Genomic DNA, 24,021 nt, shown 5'->3' on the forward strand with positions numbered 1-24,021 from the left:
TCTGAATTTATTTCCGGGCGCAAATGGCTACGTAATCTCCGCGGTCGTACCCTTCGGTGGGTTCCTCTGCCGTGTTATTGGAATAAATGGGGTGCCGTGTTAGTGTTTGCGCAAATTCTAAATTGTGAAATCCTGAATTTTTTAGCATCTCCACTTTTTCTGCGGTGGTTCTCCAATTGGCTATTTTTACAAATTCAATGGGATAAGGGTCTTCCGGATGAACCCCTTCGAGTAATGGATGCTCCCAGGTGCCAACTGCTTTTGCGAGATTGTACAACAGTGCGTACGAACTTTCTTTAGGAACGTCAATTACTACAACTTTACCTCCCGGGCGGAGTGCTGCAAAAGCTTTGTTGAATGCAGCCTGCAAGTCGGTAATATAACTGGGGGTGCCGTTAAACAGCACGGTGTCGTATTTGTCGATGCCCAGGTCAGCTTGTTCTACAGGATTTATATCCACTGTCATTCCGCGTTTGCAGGCGATATTTGCCATTCCGGCTGACGGCTCCAGACCATTTTTTATGGAGATGCCAAAATCTTTTTCCAGAATCATTTCGAAAAGACCACTGCCGCAACCCACCGAAAAAACATCCTTCGAATTTTTAAGAAAATGCGCAACCAGCTTTACTTCGGAATACAACACATTTGTGTTTTTCATGAACCATGCATCGTATTCTGATGCATGTTCGTCGAACCCACTTTTCATACTTGTACTCATAATTTAATTTGCTTTAACAAAAAAGCCGCTTCGCAGTATAGCGAAACGGCTTGTATCCTAATTTATTATAAAATTCAAATGCACTCTTCGTTTCCCTCCGCTGTCATTATACATATCAGGTTTCAGGGTATAATCTCAGCCTGCTTTTTGCAACAGACACCCCTAACGAGAAGGTGTAAAAGTATTATTTTTTTGCGAAAGAAGAACAAAACCTCAGCAAAGAGGCCGGCGCATGTAAAGAATTTACGGTGTTGTATTCACAAAAAAGGAGTTCCCCGAAAAGAGAACTCCACCTTTTAATTGTATGAGATTTATTTGTTAACTACCTGATTTTTCAGGAGTAGTTAAGCTTCTCTATTGGAACGTAAATTCGAAAAAAACTAGTTTTCGCCTGCTTCTTGTTTTGCGGCATTAATCATGTCTTCGTTGGCAGTAATGGTGAATTCTACCCTGCGATTTTGCGCTTTTCCTTCTTTTGTATCGTTTGAAACCCGTGGTTCAGATTCGCCCATCCCCACAGAATTTAACCGTGCGTCTGCAATTCCGTTTGATGTTAAGAAGCGAACAACAGATGCCGCTCTTTTTTCTGACAATGTCTGGTTGTATGCTTCGCTGCCATCGCTGTCGGTATGTCCGCTGATCATTATGTCGGTATCGGCGTATCTGCTGAGTATTTCCACTAATTTATTGAGGTTGGTCTGGGCTTCGCTTGTTAAGTCAGAGCTGTCAAATTCGAAGCGGACATCGGCGTTTTCATCCAAAATCAACTGTATTCCTTCTTCGCTGCGTATTACTTCTGCTCCCGGCATAACCGTTTCAATTTCTTCGGCCTGCTTGTCCATTTTGTGCCCAATAATTGCACCTGCTCCACCACCAACAGCAGCGCCAACCAATGCTCCTGCGGCTCTGTTGTCTTTTCCGCCTATTAAATATCCCAATGCGGCTCCGGCAGCAGCGCCAATGCCGGTTCCTTTTTGTGAACTGTTTGCATTCTGAATGGATGTGCAACTATTTAAAAACAGGCTGGAAATGAACAGCCCAAGTACTAAAATTGTAATGTGTTTCATCTGTTTTAATTTTTAATGATAATTGCTATCATTTTTGTGTGATTTTTTTTCGTTTCGCTTCGTGAGTTATTCCTGATTTTTTACAAACTGATAATAAATAGTAATGGTACTGCCTTCTAATATGGCGTTCTGTGCCAAAAAGAATTCAGACTCCGATTCAGAAATCAGCTTTAATTCGTAGCCGGCTTTTACATCTTTGGCCTTCATTCCTTCCGGAATAAATTTCCATAGGAAGGAAATTTCGTCGCCATTGTCTTTCATAAACCATTTGATGGAATGAGTTGAGTCGTCGCAACTACCATTGTTAAAACGGTATGTCCCCGAATTGTTGTTGCTCACGAAGTTCCAACTGCTGTTTTCAAAACAACTTGGAGATGCCTGGTTAAACAAGGTTTTGATGGAAACAGTATTTCCACGGTCTGTTGAAACCGAGGAAAGAGTCCAACTTCCTTTGAGCCCTCTTTGTGAGGTTCGCACTTGTTTTGTTGTACTGCATGCCGCAAACATTAAGAACAGCGACAGAAGAATTAAGTTAATTTTCATTTTTAATTGTTTTAATTGTTTTTGTTTCTTGCTTTGTTTCCTTCTTATATAACAACGAACATCGTGCTCTGGTATTGAGCCGTCAGTAAATTGTTCAAACGCTTTTTTCTAGAAAATAGAGGTTAAATCAGAAAAGGGTCAATAAGTGTTTTGCCGGCAAATATACTGGATTTTCCCGGATACAACAATATAACTCAGCGGCATTAGGACGGGGAGTTCTTGTCTTGTTTTAATGTGTTTATATATAGAATGTTATAATTTTATCGGTTTGTTACGCCATTGTGAAAAATTATTTCTTTTAGCACCAGTCTGTGCTTAGCAGATTCAAATTACTCAACGCATGTTTGAAGAACCCAAGGCAACCCCGCTTTTATTGGAATTGCTTGGCGATTCTATAAAAGTAAGAAGCCGTTTCAAATTGTACTTCGAAACGGCTTCTTATTAAAAGTTCCGGCAATTGTATTTTACAATTCTACATCTACTTCTTTTTGGCCCGAAAACATTTGCAGAACACCGCTTGCATGGCGGTAATAGTGGCCGCGCAGGTCTTTTGAATATTCATTCAGAATCTGATTTCCAACGCCGTTAAAGTCGCCACATTTGTATAACGCCCGTCCCAGAATCAGCTCCCGCAACGAGTTGTTTCGGGTTGAAACATCGTTTTTATGAGCAGGAGTTAATCGTTTTGCTGTTTTTATATCGGGCATGGAATGCCCGCGAACGCCCGGCATTTCGAGAATTCTGAAAATTGGTTCAGCACCTCTGTGGTCGCCAATGGTTTCCAACGCAATGGCCACTGCCCTGAAATGAGAGAAGTGGCTTTCTGGCGTTAGTTTTTCCATCAGGCGGATCACAGCGGGCAATACCTCTTTTCGTTTTGTCCTTCCTGCTGCAATAATCAGGCTGTCGAGGTAACTGATGCTGCGCCCGAACTGTCCCATTCCGGTGTAATTCCATCCTTCGTCCCAGTCGTCGTATTCATTCAGTGCGTCAATTAGTTCCTGCCATCCCGTTGGTTCGCCCAACATTCCTAAAATACGCGCATAAACCAGTTTCTCCGCTTTGTTTTGTGTGAGGTGGAACTGGTCATTCAGCGCCGAAATTCCCCGTTCTTTATCCCAGAGTATGGTTTCCAGCCCGTCCAGATCGTTTACCACTGATTTTGCTGCCTGTTGAATTTTTTCGTACGAAGGCGGGTAATTGTCCACATCGGTTAGCACATGCTCGGGCAGACTGCCGATTTTCACCAGCTCTTTCTGGAGCGCTTTAATATCGACGTAACGTATTTTTTTGTTATCCAGTTTTGCCCAGGCTGCGGCAATTCCCACTGCGTAACCCTGATTTTGCAGGCAGGGTTGCATGCGGATAACCGGCATGGCATCGCGGTGAGCGCTGGCACCCAGTCCGGTAACTGCTATTCCTTCGAGCCCTTTGGGAAGCAGCGACCTGAACGGAACAAAAGCCAGAACATCTACTCCGCTGTGAGCCGGAGGTTTTAGTGAGAAGAACGGGTCTTCGGTAAAACCGTGTGTGTCGAAAGAACTCAAGTGGGCAGAAATGGTGTCAGGATAAGTACGGCCGTTGTACACGTCGAGCACTCCCACCGTAAAATCGCCAATCATGCGACGGCGTTCGCGGGTTTGTGGTATTTTTCCAATATCGTATTGGTCTTTGAACTTGTCTTTTGCAACAACAAAAGCGCGCCACACGTCCAGCAGGTCAGAATCGTCAATAAAGGTCCAGTCTGTGTTGTTGTAAAAGTCGTCCGGATTTTTGAACGGCAGCCCGGAACCCTGCATGGCAACAGAAAGCCCGTCGGCATAATGATATTGAGCACCTGCCGCAATGGCGATGTCTGCGCTTCCTGTGGAATCGATTACCGTGTGAGCCAGCACCACGCCTTTTCCTTCGGGAGTGGCTACTACCACGCCTTTAACCCGGCCGTTTTCGACATACGCGCCACTACCCAGTACACCAAACCAGATGTTTCCTCCGGCATTACGGATTTCTTTTCTGAAGTATTCTGTTTTCCAGTCGAATACCCATGCTGCCAGCGACTCTTTTTTCCGCGGATTATCGGGCCCCATGTTTTTAACTCCGAGGTCAACAATGTTGGTGTATCCTTCGCGGTATCCGTGGTAATATCGTCCAATCATTCCTAGGGTGCCCATACCACCCATGCCGTGCATGTAATCGAGCACCAGCGTTTTTGCACCCTGCTGTGCTGCTCCCACGGCAGCTGGTGCACCGGCAGTTCCGCCACCCATTACAACCACGTCGTATGTTCCCAGAACCGGCAGACTGGTTTCTTCTGCAACAACTTCTCCAATATTCATAGAAGGGCGCAATCCGTCCAGAATTTCACCAACATCTCCGGCAACGAGTTCGCCGCCGCTGATTCCTTTTATTTTTGCGTTTTTTGGTATTTCAAGGGTATTTGCCAGCGTGGCAATTTCTTTTCCTATTCGTTCTCCAATCCTAATCATTTTTCCCGGCTGAAGCAGAGTTTCTGCCGCTTCGTTGCTTAGGTTGGCGCTTCCGCCCAACACAAACAGGTTATCCAGTTTACGGGGCAGGAAAACTTTCAGATTGATATTTTCAGCATCAACATTTTCGTTGTTCCATCTTTTCTGGCCTACGAGTTTGTCAGGCGGATTTTGGAAAAGCAAGTCGGCCGATTCTACCTGGTCGGCATCCCAGGTTAAATCGCGCGCCACCTGTTCTGCCTCAGCAAAAGAGTCCCAGCTTCCGTCTTTCATATCTATCAGAATGGAATATTCGATGGCCTTGTAGCGGATGTCCGACTCGGAAAAACCACTTCCCTGCGTGGACCCGGTGGATGCAAATTTAATCTGAACCGGAGTTTTGTGAATCATTCCTGAGAGGCCGGGAGCTTCTTTCAGTTTATTCCCGACTACCGTAAATTTAAAGTCCTGTTTCCCTGAAGGATAATTGCCAAACTGGGCGCCGGTCATCCGGGCAACCATAGCCCGCGGTGTGGCATCAATAATTGTTTTGGCAATAACAGCCTGCCTGCCCGAACGGTTGGATATCACTACTCCGGCGGGCTGTCCGTTTTTGTCGCTTAGTACATCGGTTACATAGCTGGAGTACAGAAAATCGATATCGTTGTCGATTAGCGCATTGTCGAGTGTACGTTTTACGTGCATAGGCGTGGGAAGCCCGTTGCCGAATATCTCTTTGCCGAGTTTTGTATTGTAAATGCTCGTGTCGTCAGTCCACAGCCTGAACGTACCGCAAACATCTTCGCCCAAGTAGGGCTCCTGTGCTGCCAGGAATACTTTTGCACCGGCTTTTTTTGCTTCAACGGCAGCAGCCACCGCAGCCAATGAGCCGCCAATTACTACTACATCGACATTGTATGCTACCGGAATTTTTCGTTCTGATTGGTAGCAGAATTTATTCCGCTCGTTCATGGATTTTCCAAAGGCAAATGCCCCGGGAGTCATAAAAAGGGCAGACCCGGCTGCCGTGGTTTTTATAAAATTACGTCGTTTCATTTTATTGGTATTTTGTTTTCTACAATTCAATCATCGGGTGAGATGAGGGGAAAACAACACATTTATGGTAGTTCTTTTTTGCTGCTTCTGTCGTGGTAAATGCTATTATTTTATGGCGTCTGCCATTGTGAGAACCTGCCCTTTTTCGAGCAGCAGTTTTTTCAGTTTTTCATATTCTACGTCCTGCACGGCAATTTTTTCGTCGATGGCCATGCAGGCGGCAACAGCAGCCGATTGTCCTAAAATCATAAACACGGGTTCCATGCGGATGGAGCCAAAAGCAATGTGGCTGGCCGATGCACAGACAGGGACGAGCAGGTTTTTGCACTCCACTTTTTTGGGCACCAAAGATCCGTAAGCAATTTCGTACGGGCCGGGCAACCCAACTCCGATATCGCCTTCGTTGTGCACGTGCCCTTCTTTAGTAACGTATCGTTGCACATTGTGCGAATCGATGGTGTACGAACCCATCCCAACTGATTCGGGGGTCGGGGTGCGTTTCAGTAATTCATTTTCGGTCATAATAAATTTGCCCTTCATCCTTCGGGCTTCGCGAATGTACAGTTGGTGCGGCCAGTGTCCGTTATCAATGAACTCATCTTTTGGAAGACCCCATTTTTGCATTTCGGTTTGAATTTCTTCCGGCACCCGGGGATCGTTGGCCACAAACCACAGAAGTCCTTTTTGGTAGGTTTCATGTTCGTTGATGATCTCTTTCCGGCGTTCGTAGCTGGCTTCCGGGTAATCGTAGTTCATCCCGATGTTATCGCTACTAAACGGCCCGTGGTTGTTGGTATCGGTTTTCCGGTTGGGAATGATGTCGAATTTTTGGAACCACTCACGCCACCCGGCATCAAAAATGCGTACCAGCAACTCGTATTGAGTTGAATCGTACTTTTCGGGTTTTGGAAAAGGGATGCGGTTGTCGGGATGGTTGGTCATGCACACCCTGAAACAATAGGCCTGCACCCGGTGGTCTCCTTTTCCTTTTTCTCCCGGAGGATCGGGGCTGATGCGCGGAAGGAGTCCGCTGGAAGCATCTCCCGGAATCTTATACGGATCAACCGGTTTATCGAGCACCATAAAATGATGCCGGTGGTGATAAACTCCGGTCTGGATACCGTTCCATTCTTCGCCGTAAACGTCTGTCCCTTCGCGCCCTACGTGGTAACTAACACCGGCAGATGCCATTAAATCGCCTTCGTAAGTGGCATCCATAAAAACTTTCCCCTCAAATTTTTTTCCTGAAAGGGTAGCAAAAGCAGTGATTCTTCCTTCGGATTTTTCCACGCCTGCTTCACGGTCGAGCCATTCATCCCGGAACAAACGAATGTTGTTTTCCCTCACCAGTTCTTCAAAAACCTGCTCGGCAATGTGCGGTTCAAATATCCACATGGTGCGCATGTTGCCGTCTATCGCCGGAGTTCCCTGCCCGGTATTGCCATATTCTTCTTTTTTCATCCATTTCCATGCCTCTTGCTGCTGGTAATGGTTGTACACGCGGTGGTAAAAATTCCGGGCCAGTCCGCCAATGGTCTCTTTTTTTCCGGTGTCTGTCCAGCCCAATCCTCCGGCCGTGAGCCCGCCCAGGTGCGCGTCGGGAGAAACCATAATTACAGATTTGCCCGACTGTGCTACTTCCACGGCTGCAATAACAGCGGCAGAGGTGCCTCCGTAAATAACCACGTCGGCTTTGTAAACATTAGGTTGTTTTTTGCACCCCGCAAACAGCACTGCCGAAAGAACAGCAGCGAAAATAGCGGTGTACAAATATCGGGTAATAGGTTTTGTTTTCATTTTATTGGATTTGATAGTTGCTAAAATAGATTTACGGATTGTGGGTGAGTATCTGTTTGTCTTTCAGTAATCTTTCTTTAAGTGAATTGTAATTTAAGGAATGCACGTCTGTTTTGTTTTCGATGGCCAAAACTGCGGCAGTTGCAGCCGATTGTCCTAAAATCATAAACACGGGTTCCATACGGATGGATCCAAACGCAATGTGAGTTGAACTTACACAAACCGGAATCAGCAGATTGTTGCACTCATCCTTTTTCGGAACGATTGACCGGTAGCTGATAGGGTAGGGCGAAAATCCATGTGCTTCTACATTGCCTTCGTTCTGAACAAAACCGTTGGCATCTACATACCGCTGCACCTGGTGCGAGTCCATTCCGTAGGCAGCCAGACTTATGGGGTCGTCAACTACTTCAAGTCCCTCGCAGTTTTTTTGGGTCATCACATAATCGCTTATCATTCGCCTGGCTTCCCTGATGTAAAGCTGCTGTTGCCAGCCGTCTTTCCGTTCGTATTCGTCTTTACATGTTCCCCACTGCGAAACCACGTCTCTTACTTTTTCCGGAATACGCGGATGGTACGCAAGTGTCCACATTAATCCCTGCTGATAACTGCGGTGGCGCTCTATAATTTCTTCCCGCTCGTCGTACCCGGCTTCCGGATAATCGTAATTTTGCCCGATGAAGTCGGTTGAAAAGCCTTTTTGGTTGTTGGTGTCCGTTTTTCGGTTAGGCATTTGTGAATTGATCCACGGCACAAGCGGATCGCCGTAACTGTACATCTCTTCAATCGGTCCGTCGGCAGCTTCGTAATTTCTGAAAAGGAGTTCGTACTCCAGCTCGTTGTAATTGGCCGGCTTTTTAAACGGGATGCGATTTTCGGGATGGTCAGTCAGCGTCATGCGAAAACAGTAGGCCTGAATTCCTTTATCGGCGTGCCCGTCAATTCCGGGGCCGCCCTCAACAATAAACGGAAGTAATCCGCTGGACGGGTCGCCTTTAACAATGTACGGATCAACGCCATCAATAAAATTGTGATGAACGCTGTTCATGGAAACGGTTCTTTTTAAGGTAATTCCGATGTCGTTTGCCTGAACGCCGTTCAGCGTTTCGCCGTATTCTTTGTTCGACTCGCGGCCGTATGTGTAAGTCACGCCCGAAGTTGCCATTAAATCACCTTCGTAAGTGGCATCGATGAACATTTTTCCGCGGTATTTTTCTCCGCTTTCCATTTCAATTTCAACAATTTTTTGCCCTTGCTTTTTTACACCGGTTTTCCGGTTTAACCGTTGTTTGTATTCTACGTCAATTTCCTCGGCAGCCATCATCTGTTCGTAGACTTTCATTGCAGCCGACGGTTCAAATGTCCACATGGCATCTTCTTCTTTTCGGTTTCTGCTTTGCCGATACTCGTCCGGTTTTTGCCATTTCCAGTTCTCCGGATTTTCGTAATATTTTTTGATGTTTTGGTAGAACTCCCGGCTAATGCCGCCGATGGCCTGTTTGTTGCCAATGTCGGTTGCACCAAGGCCACCGGTTGTTAGCCCTCCTATACGCGAAGTTGGCTCAATTACCACTACCGATTTGCCCATGCGCGAACTTTGGATAGCGGCGGCAATCCCGGCTGATGTTCCTCCGTAAATTACAATGTCGTATTCCTTTGTTTGCCCCTGGGCATCAAGCTGAAATACTGATGATGCAATGAATGCAAGAATAATAGTCAGGAAATTTTTAGTAGAAAACATAGCAATATTTTATTCGTTAATAATGGTCTTTTCTTTTTTCGTTTCTGAAATAAATAATGAAAAGCAGGAGTGAAATAAGAGTTATTCCGAACCCGACGGTGTACGAAATTGCTTTTGAAAGATGAAATCCTTCTGGAGCAAGGAACAGGTAGGTTGAAATAACCGATGTCATGAATAACGCAGGGAGGAGCGTGATCCAAAAGTTTTTCCGGTATTTTACCAGGAAGACGGTGATTGTCCAAAGGACCACGGTTGCCAGTGTTTGGTTCGACCAGGCGAAATAACGCCAGATAACATCGAAGTTTATTTGCGTGAGGAAAAAACCAATGGCAAACAACGGAATACTAATGAAAAGCCGGTTTTTTAGCGGCCCCTGTTTCAGGTTGAGAAAGTCGGCCACAATTAGCCTTGCGCTGCGAAAAGCCGTGTCGCCCGAAGTAATGGGGGCAGCTACCACACCAAGAATAGCCAGAAAAGCCCCGAATTTACCCAGTAAAACGTTGGCTGTTTCGTTAACAACCCAGGCTGCATTTCCCTGGTGTTCGTTCATTACATCGTTCAACTCGCGTATTCCACCAAAAAAACTCATGCTAATGGTTGCCCAAATCATCGCTACCACAGCTTCGGTAATCATTGCGCCGTAAAACACCCGCCGTCCCAGTTTTTCGTTTTTTATGCACCGGGCCATCAGCGGCGACTGTGTTGCATGAAATCCGGAAATGGCACCACAGGCAATTGTGATAAACAGCATGGGAAAAATGGGAAACTCATCGGCGCTGCTGTGGAAGTTTTTTAAACTGTCGGTTGTGAGTTCAGGAACAGGATATCCTTTTACAAACAGTGCAATTATTAATCCTACGGCCATAAATAAAAGTGCAAACCCAAAAACCGGGTAGATGCGTCCGATTACTTTATTAATAGGAAGCAGTGTGGAAAGCACGTAATACGCAAAAACTATCCAAACCCAAAAAGTCATGCTGGCAAAATCGGGCGTTAGTCCAGCCAGAATTTTAGCCGGTCCCATAATAAATACCGCGCCAACAATAACCATAAGCAGCACAGTAAAACCGCGCATAATTTGTTTGGTAGCACTTCCCAGATAAATACCTGTGATTTCTGTAATGCTGAGTCCGTTGTGTTTAATGGAAAGCATTCCGGAAAAATAGTCGTGGACCGCACCGGCAAACACCGATCCCAGGATAATCCACAGGTATGCAACCGGCCCCCACATGGCTCCGGCCACCGCTCCGAAAATGGGTCCGAGCCCGGCGATGTTTAAAAACTGGATAAGGAAAATTTTCCACCATGGCATGGGAATATAGTCCACACCGTCAGTCATGGTAACTGCCGGCGTTGCCCGGCTTGCATCGGCACCAAAAACGCGTTCGATGTATTTGGAATAGACAAGGTATCCAACTACTAAAATGAATAAAGAGATGATTAAAGTATACATGTTTTTAAGAAAATTATTGTTTAAAATCAATGGTTTTCTAAACTACGATTTTCTGTTGAAAACGATACTCTTTCTTTTGATGAAATGTTTAGCATAAGTTCTTTATCAGTTTTTGATTTTCCCTGGTTCTCTTCTGTTTCTGCCTGGAAATCCGGTTAATTCGTCGCCGAGATCCTCGCGTGCATTTTCGGCAAGCTTTTTTAATTCTTCTACTATTTTGGGATATGTTTTGCTTACATCGTAGCGTTCTCCCGGGTCTCTGCGCAGATCGTACAATCCTCCCTCAAACTGATGATTTCCATCTACCTTTCCCGGCGCACCATCGTTTCCCGGCTGAAAATTTTCATACGTTCTCCCTGGATGTGGAAATACCAACTTCCATGTGTTATTCCTCACGGCTTCCAGGGCGTTTTTCCGATAGTAGTAATAAAACTCCTGACGAGGGTTGGCTTCAAAGTCACCTTTGAGAAGAGGCAAAAGACTTATCCCGTCAATTTTATTGTCAGGTAGTGGGGCGTCAGCAATTTCAGCAAGCGTTGGAAGAATATCAATTCCTGCAGCAAGGTTATTACAGATAGTCGCCTCGGGAATTACTCCTTTCCACATCATCAGGCAGGGAACACGCTGCCCTCCTTCAAAAGAGGTTCCTTTCCCTTCCCTTAGTCCGCCAGTGCTTCCTGCGTGGTTTCCGTAGTTGAGCCAGGGGCCGTTGTCTGATGTGAAAATAACAAGTGTATTTTCTATCAATCCGGTTTCTTCGAGTGTTTTTATGATTTGTCCTACACCCCAATCAATTTCCATTAAAACATCTCCGTATAGGCCCTGCTCTGATTTTCCTTTGAATTTATCTGAAACATACAACGGAACATGTGGCATTGGCTGAGGAAGATAGACGAAGAACGGACTGTTTTTATTTCGTTTGATGAAATCAATGGCACGTGAAGTAAATAATGTCGTGAATTGCGATTGGTCTTCCGGAGTTATTGCCGGGTTAGCTATATTTTCGTTTTCGAAAAGCGGCAACTCCGGATATGTTCCTGTGGGATGGAGAGGCCACATGTCGTTGGAATACGGAATACCACAAAATTCATCGAACCCGTGATTGGTAGGAAGAAATTGCTCTTGAAATCCGAGGTGCCATTTTCCGTATATTGCCGTTTTGTATCCTTTTTGTTTAAGTACACCGGCGATGGTTTTTTCGTCGCTTGAAATTCCGATTTCCGATTTGTGGCTTAACGCACCGGTTATTCCTATTCTATTCGGGTAGCAACCGGTAAGAAGCCCTGCTCTGGATGCAGAGCAAACCGCCTGGGGGGAGTAGAAGTGAGTAAAGAACATTCCGTTATTGGCTATTTTATCGATATTGGGCGTTTTGTACCCAGTTGATCCTGTAAGCGATAAATCTCCATATCCCATGTCGTCTAAGTATATTAATACAACATTGGGTGGATTGCTCTCCTGAGTATTTTTTTCCATTTTGCAGGAACCCAATATAAAAGTGATTCCAAGAAAAATTAAAGCCGGTAGTTTAGTTCTCATTTTCATCTCATTAAAATTGTACGTTTTCAAATGTATTTATCTCAAAAGTGCTCGATAGAGTTCGCAAGCTCATTTCGATGGAACTCCCATGATTTTAATTATGCTTGTTTGTGAACCAAAGCTACATGGTTGTTTCATAATTCATCAGTTAAAATTTTATTTGCATGCCGGATAAACAAACCTCTCAAATCTTTTTGATAGTTTTTCAGTATGCTTTCTCCAAGTCCGTTATAATCTCCGCATTCGTACAAAACCCGGGCTAATATAATTTCCCGTAAAGCTCTTGTCCGCTTTTCGTAGGATGAGTTTTTTACGGGATTTGGTCCTTTCCCGTCGTTGTCGAGTTCGGTAAGGGCATTGTCCAGGGACAGCATAGCGTGCCCTTGCATTCCCGGTTTCTTCAGTAATTTGGCGAGATGTACTGCAGCAGATTTATCTCCCATTTTTTCCAAAGCCAAAGCAATGGAGCGGTGGTGAGACAATGTAACGCTTGAGTCCAGCTTATCTGTTAAATCAAGAAGTTTCGGCAGTCCCGACTTGTCACCACTGTATCCGATGGCAAGAATTATTGCGTCAATGGGAGTCGGCAGGTGGGCATAATCTGCCATGGAGCCCTGGTAAATTTTTTCATCCCAGCCTGAGAAGTTTTCCAACTCTGCCAGAAGGGTGGGAACCGCTTCCTTTTCGCCACAAATGCCCAGAAAAAGTGCATAGCGAAGTTTGCTCCGGCCTGATGTGTTTTTATATTCTTTTTTCACCATTGGCAATGCTGTGTTTTTATGTGAAAGCATTATTGCCAGCGGTTTTCCTGCGGTTGTAGGGTTTGTCGCGTTTCCGTAAGCTTTTACCGCTTCTTTTATTTTTTCTGTTGGAAGAGGAAAGGAATCCTCAAGGGTTAGCACAGAGTCAGGCAGATTCCCTTTCTTTATCAGTATTTTTTGTAATTCTTTGATGTTAATGTTTCTGGGCTGAACTTCATTTGTAATTGCCAGCATCGCTGCAACTCCCGCTGCATAGCCCTGATTGGCCAAATCGAGCTGCATTCGAATCATTGCAGTGGCATCTCGTTCCATACTAATTCCAAGTCCGGTAACTATAATGCCATCAAAATTTTTGGGTAGTAAACATCGATATGGAGTAAAGCAAGTTCCCCCCGGAGCAGGCTGATTCATCTTTCTTGAAATACTGTCGTGCGGAAGCAGCGCAAAATAGGGCGAACTTGGGTATCCATGCGAATCGTAAGTACTGCTGGATATAACGATAACATCAGGGAATGTCCGTTCGGCAACCTGATCGAGATAGCTGATGATGTAATCGCCGACTATTCTTTTGCGTTCCCTGCTTTGGATGATGGGGACGGCATCGTAAATATTTTCGGAAGCCTTGATATTTTGCACGCTTACCAGCGAACGCCAAATATCTACCACGTCGGTTTCGTCGACCAAAAGGTAATCGCTGTTGTAGTAATTTCCTTCCAATGGTCTTGATGACATTCCGGTTCCCTGCAAGGCAATATGATTGGTTTCGATATCTCCAAACATATAATCTGCCCCTGCTGCAATAGCAACTTCTGCGCTTCCTGTGGCATCAATAACTACTTTTGCCCTGACAATTCCCCGTCCTTCGGGAGTACAAACCACCGCGCCTTTTACGGTGTTCCCTTCTGTGTATGCTCCGGAGCCTATTGCTCCAAGCCAAATATCACCACCTACTTTTTCTATTTGCGAGCGATACCACTCCATTTTGGGCTCTGCATTCCCGTCGGGAAAAGGAACCTCGGCAGCAAAACCGATGTTGTATCCGTGCCAGGGCTTGCCAATTAATCCAAGAGTTCCGATTCCTCCAAGCCCTTCCAGATACTCAACTACGAGCACTTTCATTCCCCACCATCCGGCAGCTATTGCCGCAGGTGCTCCGGTTGTTCCTCCACCGATAACAACTACATCGTAATCTGCCAGAACAGGGACGTCTGTGGCGTGACTTACTATTGTATTTGCCGGTTTATCAACAGGCCTTAACCCTTGTAATAATTCTTTTACATCGCCGGCTGATTTTTGAACCGGAGGTGTGCTTTTTATGGAAAGGGTTGACAGCGTGTTACTTTTTTGTTTTGCTTTTTCGGCTGCTTCTATACCAATTTCCTCTGCTATTTGAGCCATTGCTGCCGGTTTAAGAAGCGAATCGGCAACAGCACGGGGAATGTCGGCACAACCACTTAAAACGAAAAAGGTTTCCATTTTTTTGGGTTGGAAGTGGCGAAGGTCATTTCTTGCTTTTTCTTTCCATTTTTTTGCATCTTTTTCACAAATAATCGGATCAGGAGGAATGCAGAAAAGCGATTCAGAAGCCCTGAGCTGCCCCGAAGTATATGTGTTTTTTCGGGCGATTTGTTCTGCTCGGGCAAAAGAGGAAAAATGAAGGTTGGGCATAGGAATATTCAGTTTGTGCGTGACGTATTGGGGGGTGTTCTTTTCTTTGCCGGGCATAACAACGGTGCGTTGGAACTCAATTTCCTTTCCACTCCATTCATACGCCTCGGCCCCGGCCATCCTCGCTACCCAGGCCCGGTCTGTCGCATCAATCAAAACTTTTCCGGCAATTGCCTGCCGGCCTGCGCGGTTAGCAACGATAACCCCGGAAGGGTTGTTTTGTCCGTCTCGTAGAACATCTGTAACATAAGAGCTAAAAATGAAATCTACATTGGCGTCTACCAGCGCCTGATTCAAAATTGACTTTACTTTTAGAGGAGTAACTTCACTGGTATCTCCAAACAACTTCTTTTCAAGCGAGGAGTTAAGCTTCCTGTTTTTTTCTGTTTTGAGTTGGAGTGTGGCGCACATATCTTCGCCAAGGTATGGGCGGGGAGCAACTAGAAATACATCGGCTCCTTTTTTAGAAGCAGAAACAGCTGCGGCAACAGCAGATACTGTACCTCCAATGATTATAACATCAACAGACTTAACAACCTTTATTTCTCGTTGCGACTGCCAGACAAACTGCCGGTTGTTGGCAGAGGCATTTGTGATTAGCTGATTGATAAGAAGAAATACTGTTAGAATTATTTTTCCGCGCATATATTTTATCTGATTATTTTGTTAGATTCTCGTCATTTTTTTAGAAAGCCTTTTCTGAGGTAATATGGCACCTTCGTTTCTCAATGTTAAAACCAGAGTTTCGGTATTCAAATCGTTTGCCGGTTGCCCCGTTTTTATTGATTGTACAGCAGCTGTGCCGGCTGCCTGTCCCATCATTGATGCAGCCGGTTGTACCCTGATGGAGCCGTGGACTTTTATGTCGCTTGAGTTACAACATCCTGCAACCCATAAATTCGACCATCCTTTAGGAATTAAGATGGAGTAGGGTATGCCGAAGTGTTCGCCTTGTTTTAGCCGCCCTGTATTGTGATATTCTTCTTTAAAGCGGTTGAATTCTTCCAGCGAATCATTGTATGCATGTATATCTACAGATTTGTTGAAAATGCCGATTTGATCCGGGAATTCGCGCTTGGATATGTAGTCTTCAAAATTCAGTTCATACTCCCCAGTTATTCTTCTTGATTCGCGAATACCCATTACCGATGCTGTGGTTGCGTGTTCTGCATTTTCGAATCCCGGTACATATTTTTTGTAGAAAGACAGGTATTCTTTTGCAATTTTTCTTCCGAGCATCATCCCGTTTGTTAAGCTGTCGCATCTGAGCGCATTCAGGTTAAACACATGTCCGCCGTTTAGGTATCCGATTGTGTCACCAACCCGCGACAGCCCAGGCAAATGTCTGTCGGTTTGCGTAAAATGTCCGTCTTCAATAGCCTTCAGTAAAATCGGATGCTCAGTTCCAACCCTGATGCTATTTTCGAAGTCGATGTTGCAAAAATATGAGCAAAGCGTTGCCGGCATTATATTTTGAGTATCTCTGCCAGCTTCCCTGCAATCGGCACCACATAAATTTGCCATGATTGCATCTCCTGTACAATCAATAAAAGTTTTAGAAGGAATGAATTCGTATCCCTCGACGTTATTGATAATAACACCTTTTACTTTACCACTTTCTTTGTCGGCTTCAGCGTCGATTACTTTCGTGAAAAACCTTACTTCAACGCCCGCGTCAACCGCTTTTTCGTCGAGGAGAAGTTTGTATCCTTCAGCGTTGAAAGGTGTCCAGTGGTGATAAGCCTTGGTGAATATTTCAGGCTTTTCCTGAGGGCCGAGATAGCCATGTTTGTGCATGTCGAGAAGTATCTCTTTCATAAATCCACCAACCAAAAGATGTTCTCCGTTGGCCATTGGATCAAATGCTGTAACTAGCCCTGAAGTCCCCATTCCTCCCAAACATCCTGTTGCTTCAATTAACAGTACTTTAGCCCCGAGTCTGGCGCCGCAAATTGCGGCAGCAACACCAGCAGGGCCACCTCCGGCAACTACAATATCATATTTTTGGGAAACAGGTATTTCACGTTTTAGCGAGTATGTCTCTTTTGATTCTGAGAGTTCAGCCCCCCCCGATGTTTTAGCCATGTTGGTAAAAAGAGCAGAACCTGCCGCAGCAATTACTGTTTTCTCGATTGCTTTTCTTCTTGATATTTTCATTTTCTTTTTGTCCATATTGAATTAGCGTCAGTTTCTTTTTAAATGATATATCCTTAATCAATTCGGGTAAGTAACATCAGGCGAAAATCCATCACCTGGGAGCCGGGTATCTCCAGCGCTTTTAATATCAGGGTTCCTCTCCCTTTTGAGAGTTCGATATTGCCGAGCGTTGTTTGTTTGAAATCTTTTACATATGATTCTATTCGCGGAAAACGGTCGTACTCCATTCCTGTTAATGGCGGGTCGTGTGCTTCTACTATTTTGGCAGTAAGTCTATTGTCGTTAAAACTTAACTCAATGGTTGACCCCACGTCGGCCGTCGGGCAGGTATAAAACAATTCTACTTTATAAGTTCCGGTTTTGCCAATTTCGCAGTTCCATGTAATAGAGTCGTCAATACTCGTCCAATTATTGAAAAACGAGTCGTTGGGATAATGGTTGGACCGTTTTATATTCCCGTGTTCAAATCCGTCGCGGGCAGGTATTTGCGTGTGTTTTGCGTCGGGATGCCCAATAACGAACGGCCGTTTATCAAATTTTTTTCCGAATTTTTCGAGCATGTTTTTTCTGAAATCATCAGCAGTTTTCTGTAAGGTTTTAGTGAGCTCCGGTTTCAGGTTATTTATTGCTTTGGTTTGTCCCGGGTCATTATTCATATCATAGAGGTTGCCCGAATAATCCAGTCGATATTGCTGTGTTCGCACAGAAAGACGATTGTTCCAGTGTTGCACCAGTATTCGATCTTCCCAAATGTCATCATTTTCATACAGTAGGGGTGTCAGGCTAATTCCATCTAAAGGTTTGTTGTTGGCAATTTTAATTCCTGCCATGTCGGCCAAAGTGGGCATTAAATCCATTGCAGAACATATTTGCGGAATTTTAGTACCCGCTTCAATACCTGCTGGCCAACAGATAAACAATGGAGAACGTACACCCCCTTCATCGGTTGAGCCTTTTATTCCACGCATTCCACCGTTCCATCGATTGCCATTTGGACCATTGTCACTAAAATACACTACGATTGTATTATTCGCCAGTTTAAGTTCATCAAGTTTAGCGAGTAGACGCCCCACATTCCAGTCAATATTTTCGCACATAGCAAGTGCTGCACGCGTGTGGTTATCATCATTTCCTTTCGGGATTTTTACTTCCTCAAACTTATTCCACCAACGATCAGGAACCTGCATGGGTGAGTGTGGAGTGTTGAAAGGCAAGTAAATAAAGAAAGGTTCATGTTTGTGTTTTTCAATATAATTAAGGGCTTGTTCTGTAAAGTCGTCGATAATAAACCCATTGCCCTGGGTTATCTGCCCGTTGTGTTCGAGCATAGGACTGAAGTAGTTTCCCCAGTGCCCCGAACAAAATCCGTAAAATTCGTCAAACCCGCGGGCGTTAGGATGATACGGGTATTGCATGCCACTGTGCCATTTTCCGAATGCTGCTGTTCTGTATCCGGCACGTTTGAAAACTTCGGAAATCAATTTTTCATCAGCGTTAATACGTTCTCCTCCGGCAGACGTGCTGTACACTCCGCAGCGGAGGTGATGCCGTCCGGTCAGAAATTCAGCCCGCGTTGGAGAGCACACCGGACTTACAAAAAAGCGGTTAAAACTAACGCCACTACGCGCCAGGTTGTCGATGTTGGGCGTGTGCAATGCTGTATTTCCATTAATACTGAGATCGCCCCAGCCCTGATCATCAGCCAAAATAACGATGATATTCGGACGGTCGGTCGTCTTTCCTGCCAGAGTTGTTGACGCAAAAGAACTCTTCATAATGGCCACTTCCAACAGGCATATAATCGAAATTAATAGTCTTTTCACGCTGATTCCCTTCTTTTGTAGTTTAGACAAACTTTTTGCTCCCGTTATTCAGGCTAGTGTTGGAGTATCGCCTGAAAAAACATGGCCGAGTTCAACCAATAATGGATTACTTTACGAAATTTGTTATCAGAATTATTAAGAACTCAGTAAGCTTGCTTCTCCTTTTTGTCTCTTGTAATTTGCAGAGAATTAGGATTATACGAATCGCCTTGTGGTATCGTTTTAGATTTTTAAGCTCAAAATAAAATAGTTTACAAAAACAACTGATTTTGTCTTTTCCGCTGAAAATGGTATCAGCTACAATTTGATACTACCTGATTTTGTTATTAAGAAAAGAATCCCAGTGTAATATATACGACCGGGATTCTATCTAACTACACTAAACTAATAACCTGGATTTTGATCTGCCTGGTTTATGGCAGGATTGTTATTAATTTCGTTTTCAGGAATAGGCCACAACAAGCGTTCGTTAAGAACATTTCTGCCTGCTTTGGCATATATTTCCTGTACTTTTCCAATTCGTTTAACATCAAACCATCTTCTTCTTTCAATCATAAATTCATATGCTCTTTCCTGAATTACAGCATCTCTGAATTCAATTTGACTCATACCTGATTGATAATCAACAGGAGACGGTGATGTAGGGTCATATCCGTAAGCTCTTCTTTTTATCATGTTCAGCCTTTCCAAAGCCAGGTCAGAAGGACTTCCTTCTGCCATACATGAAGCTTCTGCGTAAAAGAGGAATGCTTCTGTGAACCGGTAAATTGGCACAGTAAATACTCTAAGCCCGTCGGTATTTGTGATAAATTTTTTGAATAGCACCGGCGCAGTAGAAGGCAATGAAATCCATTCTCCTTCGTCATTCTGATACTCTGTATAAAGGTTAAAACTTTTCCTGAAGTCGTTGTCGTCCCATGCCTTGCCAATCCAGGTCGTTGTGTCCGGAACCCATCCGAAGTAACCGCTTGTGCTATAGTTCCACGGCGGATTATTAGCCCTGTGAAGATACGTTGGAATGCTAGAACTCCTTGTGTCTGAATGATGATTTGAGAAGATGTCTTCAGAACTGGTTTCAGTAGCAAAAATTTTGTAAAAATCATTGGGCTCATCTACGGTTACTAAAGCAAAGGGGCCGCTGTTTATAACTTCATTCGCTTTACTTGCAGCCTTTTCCCATTCGCCGATTGTTAGATAAACGTGGGAGAGCAACATTTTAGCAGCCCATTTAGATGCTCGTCCGGTTTGTGCTCCTACTTCTCCCAGCCCGCTTTCTGCAGTTGTACAATCTGCGATTATCAAATCGTATACATCGCTTTCTGAAGCTCTGGGTGCTTCAACAGTATTTAAATCAATTGTTTCAGTCAATTTAATAGGAACAGGTCCCCATCCTCGCACCAGTTCGAAATAGCACAGGGCTCTAAGAAAATGCGCTTCTGCAATGATTTTGCTTTGAGTATCCGGATTAATATCCTCTATTTGAGGAACGTTATCCAGCACCGCATTTGCCCTGTTAATTGCACTATATAAAGTAGACCAGTTGGAAGCGCACCTGCCAATATTTGTTTGATCTAAAACCTGATTCCAAATAGTAATTGGCGCTTGTGACCCCCTGCCATTTAAAAAATCGCCATGTAATTCTACCATCAGGTAATAAGTAATGCCAAAGAAATCTGTTTGCAGCCCGCTATATGCTCCTGCTATTGCTCCTTCGGCATCAGACTCGTTTTGGTAATAATTGGTTTTTGAAACAAAACTTTTGGGGACCTCATCCAGCATGTTTTCACATGCAGATAAGAATATGATTGTTAAAAGAAATAGTGTTGTCTTTTTCATAATTGTTTTTCTTTAGGGTTAGAAACTAAGTTTTAAACCAATGGCATATACTTTTGCATTGGGATAACCATTCTGGTCAATTCCCATCCATAAACGGTTTGCTACATTACCACTGTCAGAACCCCTGGTGTTTACCTCAGGGTCAAGTCCCGAGTATTTAGTGATAGTAAAAAGGTTTGTTCCCGATACGTACAGTTGTGCAGCGTCGAAAAATCCCATTCCCATAGCAGTAACCGGGAGGTTATAAGCGAATCTGAGTGATTTCAATCTCAGGTAGCTTCCGTCTTCAATAAAGCGTTCAGACGCAGTGACCTGTGTTGCAGCACTGATTTTTGGATATTTGGCATTCGGGTCAGGATTCTCTTCTGTCCAGTAGTTGCCGATAATATCTTTAAACTGGTTATTCCCGCGTTGGAATGAATTCAGGTTTGTACCTTTTGTTGCATTGAAAATTTGGTTTCCGTAAACTCCTTCCAGAATAATGTTTAGTTCGAGATTTTTATACTTGAAATCTGAAGTGAAACCGTAGATGAAATCAGGATAATAACTTCCGAGAATAACCCTGTCTAACGCGTTGATAACACCGTCCGGTTCTCCGTCAGGCCCGCTAATGTCCTGATATTTGATGAAACCGTTTTCATCTAAGCCATCTTCAAGTAGTCCGTAAAAAGCACCCAACGGTTCACCAACGCGGGCAATATTTGTGCTCGGCCAGGCAGCTCCCTGTTCGGCACCAAAAATGTCGCTGTCTCCGGCAATTTTAATAACCTTGTTTCTGTTGGCAGATATTTGAGCTGAGGCAATCCATTTAAATTCTCGTTGAAGTACGTCAGCATTCACACTAAACTCGATTCCCTGGTTTTGAATTTCTCCCAGATTTTGCAGAATTGAACCAAATCCAACCGATGGAGGCAGCGGAACTGATGCCAGAAGATCTTTGGTGTTTTTCTTATAATAATCGAAAACAAATCGTAATCTGTTATTTACGATGTTCAGGTCAAATCCAACATCTAACTGCCCGGTGGACTCCCATTTTAGATTGCTGTTGGAAATACCTGTTGGAACAAAACCAATTACGTCGGCCTGGTTTGCATAAATGTATTTAACAGAAGATAACCGGTTTAACGATTGGTAAGCACTCAGTGCTGTATTTCCGGTAACACCGTAGCTAAATCTCAGTTTCAAACTGTTTATTGCAGTAACATCCTGCATAAAAGATTCTTCTGAAATACGCCAGGCGAGTGCCGCCGAAGGAAAGTATCCCCACTTGTGGTCGGCTCCAAAGCGTGATGATCCGTCCGCCCTGATGCTCGCAGTTACCATGTATTTATCCCTGTATGAGTAATTGGCCCTTCCGAGAAACGATGCCAGAGTCCATTCTGAAAAACTGGAACCGGGGTTCCCGATATTTTCAGCAGCACTAAGATCATAATTTTCTGTAGTATTGTTGGCGAAACCATTAACACTTATAGATGAGCTGCGATACATACTAGTCTGGTATGTGTATCCCCCGACTACATTCAGGTTATGAATATCATTGAATTTTTTTATGTAGCTCAGTGTATTTTCGTTAAGAAATGAGTTGGAGTACGAATTGCTTACGGAAGCAGAGCCTCTATCGCTGGAGTAAATTATTGGGGTGAAGTTATCTCCCAGACCATAAGAATACTGGACACCCAACAGCGTTCTGAACGATAGCTCAGGGGTGAATTTGATATTAAACGTTCCATTTCCCAAAACACTGTTAGAGAAGCTACGGCTTTTATTGGCTGCATATACCATTGGGTTTCTCATATCGGCAGAGCCAAAGTTGTATTCCTGTTCAATCTGATATGGTAATCCATCTTCGTCATAAACAGGTAAAGTTGGAGGAGCTGATGCTGCTGACGATAATAAACCCTGCCCACGATATCCGTTATCTGAATATACAGAGAATCTTTCACGTCTGGATAATTGCATGTTAACTCCCATGGTTAGCCAGTTGTTCATTTCGTGGTCGAGGTTGATTCTTGCAGAGCCTCTTTTTACGCCTGAATTTAGCAAAATTCCCTCCTGGTCGTAATAGTTCCCCGAGACAGAATATTGTGTTTTCTCTGAACTTCCTGTAAAAGTTATTGTATGGTTGTGAAGCGGAGCAGTTCTGAATACCACGTCCTGCCAGTCGGTGCCCGGGTTTTGTACCTGGTCTACATTGAAGTACTGTTCTAATCCCTGATTTTTAAGCCATTCGTTGGCAATTACAGCGTATTCTTTTGCGTTCAAAACATCGAACCTGTTAACTTCCTGTTGCATTCCGAGAAAGCTGTTCACCTCTATTTTGCTTTTTTGCCCTTGTCTGCCTCTTTTTGAGGTGATAATTACAACTCCGTTGGCACCTCTTGAACCGTAAATTGCAGTAGCAGAAGCATCTTTTAGTATGTCAACAGATTCTATGTCGGACGGATTTAGAAAGTCAATACCTCCTGTAACGGGAAATCCGTCGACTACATAAAGTGGTTGGTTGTCGCCAATCATGGAGTTTCCCCCCCGAATTCTTACTTCAATTCTTCCTCCCGGGATCCCTGAGTTTTGGGTGACCCGTATTCCTGCAGCACCTACTTTCAGTGCTTGTTCCATGTTGTACACAGGAACAGATTCCAGGGTTTCTGATTTTACCTGGGCAACAGAGCCGGTTAGGTCAGATTTTTTCATCGTACCGTATCCAACAGCAACAACTTCTTCAATTCCAATCACATCTTGCTGCATAACAACATTAATCGTTGAATTGCCGTTAACACTAACTTCCTGTGTGTGCATACCAATGAATGAGAAAACCAGAATCGCATTGTCGGGAATACTGGATAAGCTGTATTCTCCGTCCATGTTGGTTACTGTTCCTGTTGATGTCCCTTTGATAATTACCGTTACTCCCGGCAGAGGATTATTGTCGAGATCTGTTGCTTTTCCTTGCACCGAATTTGATTGCTGGCTTTCTGCCGGAATGATTACAATGAGGTTGTTCTCTGCAATTTTGTATGAAACCTTAGAGGTATCGAAAAGGCGATCCATAATCTCGAAAATTGTTTCGTTTTCGATATCAAATCCGACTTTTCGTTTCATATCCACAAAGTCTTCGTTGTAAAAAAAACGAAATTCGCTTTGGTTTTCAATGTCCCAAAGAACCTCTTTAACTGATTTATTCCGTGAATCAATAGACAGGCGCGTTTGTGAATACGCGCTGGCAAATGATTGTAACACCAGGAACACAGATAGAAATAATGTTAGTTTAGTCATAAGCAAGATCTTTTTAACGTCTCGTTTACAAGGAAGAGACAATCCCTTCAAATTTTTTTTCATACTTTTGAATCGTTAAGGTTGAAAATGTGTTGCATATACTGCCAATATGATGCAACATGAA

Annotated in this window: 13 protein-coding genes and 1 riboswitch; all 13 genes read right to left on the reverse strand. The window is 44.1% G+C overall.

Annotated elements, in window-relative coordinates:
* Positions 1–7 precede the first annotated feature (7 nt).
* The 13 genes from BUB08_RS04335 to BUB08_RS04395 all read right to left on the reverse strand — a co-directional run bounded on the left by BUB08_RS04335 (position 8) and on the right by BUB08_RS04395 (position 23,897).
* Positions 8–718: a class I SAM-dependent DNA methyltransferase gene (locus BUB08_RS04335; protein WP_217651554.1), complete on the reverse strand. Its 711-nt coding sequence runs from the start codon at positions 716–718 to the stop codon at positions 8–10.
* 75 nt (positions 719–793) lie between these two features.
* Positions 794–892, reverse strand: a riboswitch (TPP riboswitch).
* A gap of 206 nt (positions 893–1,098) precedes the next feature.
* Entirely contained in the window at positions 1,099–1,785 is a 687-nt protein-coding gene (locus BUB08_RS04340) for a YiaD family glycine zipper/OmpA-like lipoprotein (RefSeq protein ID WP_072999281.1), read from the reverse strand.
* Positions 1,786–1,851: 66 nt separating this feature from the next.
* Positions 1,852–2,328, reverse strand: coding sequence for a lipocalin family protein (locus BUB08_RS04345; RefSeq protein WP_072999283.1), 477 nt, complete (start codon positions 2,326–2,328; stop codon positions 1,852–1,854).
* 464 nt (positions 2,329–2,792) lie between these two features.
* Positions 2,793–5,849, reverse strand: a complete 3,057-nt coding sequence (locus tag BUB08_RS04350) for an FAD-dependent oxidoreductase (RefSeq protein ID WP_072999285.1) — start codon at positions 5,847–5,849, stop codon at positions 2,793–2,795.
* A gap of 105 nt (positions 5,850–5,954) precedes the next feature.
* Positions 5,955–7,646, reverse strand: a complete 1,692-nt coding sequence (locus BUB08_RS04355) for an FAD-dependent oxidoreductase (RefSeq protein WP_072999287.1) — start codon at positions 7,644–7,646, stop codon at positions 5,955–5,957.
* A gap of 31 nt (positions 7,647–7,677) precedes the next feature.
* Positions 7,678–9,387, reverse strand: coding sequence for an FAD-dependent oxidoreductase (locus tag BUB08_RS04360; RefSeq protein ID WP_072999288.1), 1,710 nt, complete (start codon positions 9,385–9,387; stop codon positions 7,678–7,680).
* 16 nt (positions 9,388–9,403) lie between these two features.
* Positions 9,404–10,840, reverse strand: coding sequence for a carbon starvation CstA family protein (locus BUB08_RS04365; RefSeq protein WP_072999290.1), 1,437 nt, complete (start codon positions 10,838–10,840; stop codon positions 9,404–9,406).
* A gap of 105 nt (positions 10,841–10,945) precedes the next feature.
* Positions 10,946–12,316: a sulfatase family protein gene (locus tag BUB08_RS04370; protein ID WP_072999852.1), complete on the reverse strand. Its 1,371-nt coding sequence runs from the start codon at positions 12,314–12,316 to the stop codon at positions 10,946–10,948.
* A 197-nt stretch (positions 12,317–12,513) separates the two neighbouring features.
* Positions 12,514–15,453 carry an FAD-dependent oxidoreductase gene (locus BUB08_RS04375; protein ID WP_072999292.1) on the reverse strand — a complete coding sequence of 980 codons (2,940 nt, stop codon included), beginning with the start codon at positions 15,451–15,453 and terminating at the stop codon, positions 12,514–12,516.
* A 21-nt stretch (positions 15,454–15,474) separates the two neighbouring features.
* Complete coding sequence (locus BUB08_RS04380) at positions 15,475–16,965, reverse strand: FAD-dependent oxidoreductase (RefSeq protein ID WP_217651556.1); 1,491 nt, start codon at positions 16,963–16,965, stop codon at positions 15,475–15,477.
* Positions 16,966–17,018: 53 nt separating this feature from the next.
* Entirely contained in the window at positions 17,019–18,788 is a 1,770-nt protein-coding gene (locus BUB08_RS04385; RefSeq protein WP_217651557.1) for an arylsulfatase, read from the reverse strand.
* A gap of 384 nt (positions 18,789–19,172) precedes the next feature.
* Positions 19,173–20,624, reverse strand: a complete 1,452-nt coding sequence (locus BUB08_RS04390) for a RagB/SusD family nutrient uptake outer membrane protein (protein WP_083570579.1) — start codon at positions 20,622–20,624, stop codon at positions 19,173–19,175.
* A gap of 18 nt (positions 20,625–20,642) precedes the next feature.
* Positions 20,643–23,897, reverse strand: a complete 3,255-nt coding sequence (locus BUB08_RS04395) for a TonB-dependent receptor (RefSeq protein WP_072999856.1) — start codon at positions 23,895–23,897, stop codon at positions 20,643–20,645.
* Between the last annotated feature and the right edge of the window lie 124 nt (positions 23,898–24,021).

The organism is Mariniphaga anaerophila (genome assembly GCF_900129025.1).
Classification (GTDB): Bacteria; Bacteroidota; Bacteroidia; order Bacteroidales; family Prolixibacteraceae; genus Mariniphaga; species Mariniphaga anaerophila.